The following is a 4422-nucleotide window of genomic DNA, read 5'->3' as shown; positions in this document are numbered from 1 at the left end:
GTGCGTGTGCCGCGTCTTCTGTTTGGCGCCGCCCAGGCGATCGTCGGCTGCCTCGTCGCCAGCTCGATCTCGGCCGACATCTTTCCGGTCTTCTACCAGGAATGGCCGCTGTTTTTAGGCGTCGTGGTGGCGACCGTCACTGCCTCCAGCCTGCTCGGCTGGCTGATCAGCCGCTGGCGCATCCTGCCCGGCACCACCGCCGTCTGGGGCTCGTCGCCGGGTGCGGCCACCGCCATGGTGCTGATGGCCGGTGCCTTCGGTGCCGACCAGCGCCTCGTCGCTTTCATGCAATATCTGCGCGTCATATTCGTCTCGATGACCGCAGCACTCGTTGCCAAGATGTGGGTCGACACCTCGGGCGTCGAAATCCCGCCCATCGTCTGGTTTCCGCCGATCGACCGCCAGGCCTTCGCCGCCACCATCGGCATCGCGCTGGTTGGCGGCCTGTCGGGAAAGATTTTCCGGCTGCCCTCGCCCTTCTTCCTCGGCACCTTTATCTTCGGCACCGTCGTCCATCTTGGCTTGGGCGTGGAGATGCAATTGCCGCAATGGCTGCTGGCCGTCAGCTACGCCATGGTCGGCTGGTCGATCGGCCTGAACTTCACAACGGCGATCCTGCGCCATGCAACGCGCGCATTGCCGCAGATCATCGCCTCGATCGTGGCGCTGATCGCCTTTTGCGGCGGCCTTGCCTTCCTGATCAGCCATCTCCTGGGCATCGATCCGCTGACCGCCTATCTGGCGACCAGCCCCGGCGGCATGGACAGCATCGCCATCATCGCCGCCGCCGCGCAGAACGTCGACATCTCCTTCGTCATGGCCCTGCAATCGGCACGCTTCCTGATCGTGCTGCTGGTCGGCCCGAGCGTCGCTCGGCTGGTGGCCAGAAGCGTCAGGCAATAAGCAGCGACTAGTCCTCGCCGCCCTCGCCCACGCTATGCGCATCCCGACGCCAGTAGGCCGTAACCAGGTGCCGGTCGCGCGGCAGGCCCCACTGCTTGCGCACGATCTTGCGTATCTCCCGGAAATCGCCGAATTCGCAACTTGCCCAGACGTACAGGCCGTCGGCAAGCGCCATGTGATTGCGCTCACGCAAGGCGGTCGACAATAGGCCCGCGGTGCCGGCCTCGAGGCCGCGCCGGTAAAGCCAGGTGATGTCGATATTGTCCCCTTGCGCCAGCGCTATTCGGTCATCCGGGCTATCGACCTCGATCAGCGCCTCGGCACGTGTTGATGGCGGCAGATGCTCCAAAATCCTGCCGATGGCGGGCAGCGCGGTGTCGTCGCCGAGCAGAAGCAAGGTCTGCGCCACCGGGGCGTCGCCGCCGCCGGGTCCGATCATGCCGATGACGTCTCCCGCCCGTGCGTTTTGCGCGAATGTGGCGGCGGGCGTGTTCTGGCCGGGGTGCAACACGAAATCGACATCGAGCCAACCGCTTGCGGCATCCAGCGCCCGGATCGTGTAGACCCGCACAGCAAGCGCATCGTCGCCAGAAGGCCAGACGATCAAGCCGTCAGCGCCCATCGTCGGCCAAACCAGCCGGCGGCCAGGCGGCGGCAGCAGCAGCCGCATGTGCAGGCCGCCATGGCTAAATCGGCCGAGATCCTTGCCGGCGAAGCGCAGGCGCTGCATATGCGCCGATATCCGCGTCGACGACATCACCGTGATCTCGCGGAAGAAGACCGGAGTACCGGCGTCGCTGCCGTCGCCTTGCCAATGGATGCCCTTGGTCGTGCCGAGATGTTCGGCGACATGGCCGGCGACCGTCATCTTCATGTAGGACAGGCAGGTTTCGTCTGTCGCCGCGACGCGGATCAGCACGCTTTCATCATCGAGCGTAGCGCTCAACGAGCCGTAGTAGAGGCGGAGCTCCCACTGGTCGGCAACGCCAGTGTCGATCTCGAATTCGCTGTGCTCTGCGCGCAGCCGGTCCATCACCGATCTGATCGCCGCGTCGCTGATCCGGGTTTGCGCGCTAAGTTGGTCCATCGCTCAAGTCCTTCGAAACGGTTCGGGCAAGGCGCCGCGCGGCACCCTCACCGTCAGCGGCATGCCACAGCCGCTCCGATGTTTCCACATAAACATGACAATAATAATCATATTTATTCGATGAGTTGGCTACGAGCCGCTTGTCGCAGCAAGTCGCTCGGGAAGGAAATCAACGAAGACGCGCACCTTCGGCGACAGATGGCGATTGGAGGGCCACAGCATCCGGAACTGGCCACGGCCGTCGACATGACCATCGAGGACGGTACGCAGCCTGTCTTCGTGCAGCGCCTCGCGCACCAGGAAATCCGGCATGCAAGCTATGCCGAGGCCGGCGAGCGTGGCGCCCTTCAAGGCTTCCATGTTGTTGCAGGTCAGCATCGAGCGGATCTGCGGTTCGGCGCTTCCGGTAGTGAACGGCCACTCCAGCAGCCTGCCGCTGTTCAGGAAGCGGAAGTTTATGCCGAAATGTCTGATGAGATCAGCCGGCACGCTGGGGGCGCCATGGCGGTCCAGGTAGGAGGGCGCCGCGCACAGCAGCATGCGAAAGGGCGCAACGGGTCTCGACACAAGGCGCGAATCCGGCAGTTCGCCGCTGCGGATCGCGACATCGATACCCTCGTCGATGACGTCGACGATCCGGTCGTTGAAATCGATGTCGAGCTCGATCTCGGGATAGCGTGCCATGAACTCCGACAGCACCGGCAGCAGCAGATGATAGGTGACGATCGGGGTGGATATGCGCAGCCGCCCACGCGGTGTTTCCCGTGTCTGCGACAGCATCGCCTCGGCATCGTCGATGTCGTCGAGGATGCGGCGCACCCGCTCGTTGAACAGCTTGCCCTCTTCCGTCAGGCCAATGCGCCGCGTGCTGCGCTGCAGGAGCCGCACGCCGAGTTCCTGCTCGAGCCGGGCGACACTTTTGCCGACAGCGGAAGCCGAGATGCCAAGCGCCCGCCCGGCGGCGACGAAACTGCCGAATTCGGCGGTGCGGGCGAAGGCCAGGAGCCCGTTGAGACGATCCATTGCGTCATTCCATTCGAGCGTTTCAGTCCGATATACCAGGAGATATAACACCATTTTTCCTGAAATGCCGACGACCTATCTTGTCATCACGACCGGCTCCGCAATGGCGCGGGCCACCGGCGAGTACTGTTTCAGATAGGGAAATCCATGACTTCCAGGACCACAACCGGCTCTGCCGAGAGATGGCTCGTGCTCTTGTCCGTGTGCCTTGCCGCGATGACGATGCCCTTGACCTTCACCGGTCCGGCCGTCGCTCTGTCGCGTATCGCGGCCGATCTCGGCGGCAGTCCGATCGAGCTCAACTGGGTGACAAACGCCTTCATGCTGACCTTCGGCGCCACCCTGATGGCGTCGGGCGCTCTGGCCGACAATCATGGGCGCAAGCGCCTCTTCCTCGTCGGCCTCTCCCTCTATGTCCTGGCGTCGCTGGGCGCGATGCTGGCGCCGGACATCATCTGGTTCGACATTTTCCGCGCCGCGCAGGGTATCGGCAGTGCGGCCGCCTTCGCTGGCGGCGCCTCGGCACTTGCCCAGGAATTCGAAGGGCCGTTGCGGCTGCGCGCCTTCAGCTTCCTCGGCACCAGTTTCGGTATCGGCCTCGCCTTCGGCCCAATCGCGTCGGGCCTGCTCATCTCTGCATTCGGCTGGCGGTCGATCTTTCTTCTGGTTGCAGCACTCGCGATTGCCGCCGCCATGCTCGGCCTGCGCACCATCAGGGAATCGCGCGACCCGGATGCGACGGGCCTAGATTGGGCGGGAGCCGGCACCTTCACGATCGCGCTGGCGTCGCTGACCTATGGCGTGCTCCAGGCCCCGCAGAGCGGCTGGGCCGATCCCCTCGTCGTCTCCCTTCTGGCCGCTTCTGCCATCTGTTTTGTCGCCTTCGTCGTTGTCGAGCGGCGAGCACAACGGCCGATGCTCGATCTCACGCTGTTTGCCTATCCCCGCTTCGTCGGCGTCCAGTTTCTGGCTGCGGCACCCGCTTACGCCTTCGTCGTCCTGCTCGTCCTGTTGCCGATCCGCTTCATCGGCATCGAGGGTATGAGCGAGATCAAGGCCGGGCAATTGATGATCTGCCTATCAGGCCCGCTGCTGATCCTGCCGATGCTCGCCGGACAGCTGGCGCGCTGGATCGCGCGGGCCACGATCTGCGGCGTCGGCCTGCTCGTCGCTGCCGCCGGGCTTGTCTGGCTAAGCCTGACACCACCGGTCGATAGTGCGCTGGTGGCGCCGCTGATGCTGATCGGCGTCGGCATCGCTTTGCCTTGGGGATTGATGGACGGGCTCGCCGTCAGTGTCGTGCCGAGAGAGCGCGCCGGCATGGCGGTCGGCATCTTCAACACCACCCGCGTCGCTTGCGAGGGCGTGGCGCTGGCGATCGTCATGGCGACCCTTTCCGGCTTTACCGC

4 protein-coding genes are annotated in these 4422 nt (G+C 64.5%); 2 read left to right on the top strand and 2 right to left on the bottom strand.

The annotated features are described in order from the left end of the window. On the top strand, positions 1–903 hold a 903-nt coding region (locus EN939_RS22590; RefSeq protein WP_164751149.1), incomplete at its 5' end, for an AbrB family transcriptional regulator. A 7-nt stretch (positions 904–910) separates the two neighbouring features. Here the strand turns inward: EN939_RS22590 and EN939_RS22585 are convergent. Next, positions 911–1990, bottom strand: a complete 1080-nt coding sequence (locus tag EN939_RS22585) for a siderophore-interacting protein (protein ID WP_127269789.1) — start codon at positions 1988–1990, stop codon at positions 911–913. A 129-nt stretch (positions 1991–2119) separates the two neighbouring features. Beyond that, positions 2120–3013: a LysR family transcriptional regulator gene (locus tag EN939_RS22580; RefSeq protein WP_127269787.1), complete on the bottom strand. Its 894-nt coding sequence runs from the start codon at positions 3011–3013 to the stop codon at positions 2120–2122. 147 nt (positions 3014–3160) lie between these two features. Between EN939_RS22580 and EN939_RS22575 the strand changes: the two genes are divergently transcribed. Then, positions 3161–4422, top strand: a 1262-nt coding sequence (locus EN939_RS22575) for an MFS transporter (protein WP_127269785.1), incomplete at its 3' end; no start/stop codon positions are given.

This window comes from Mesorhizobium sp. M7A.F.Ca.CA.002.05.1.1 (assembly GCF_003998335.1).
Taxonomy (GTDB): domain Bacteria; phylum Pseudomonadota; class Alphaproteobacteria; order Rhizobiales; family Rhizobiaceae; genus Mesorhizobium.
Note: the sequence above shows the minus strand (reverse complement) of the source record. Positions and strands in the feature narration are given on the sequence as shown.

Excerpts from the sequence above, each read along its gene's own strand:
- EN939_RS22580 (WP_127269787.1), bottom strand. The coding sequence starts at position 3,013 with ATGGATCGTCTCAACGGGCTCCTGGCCTTCGCCCGCACCGCCGAATTC.
- EN939_RS22585 (WP_127269789.1), bottom strand. The coding sequence starts at position 1,990 with ATGGACCAACTTAGCGCGCAAACCCGGATCAGCGACGCGGCGATCAGA.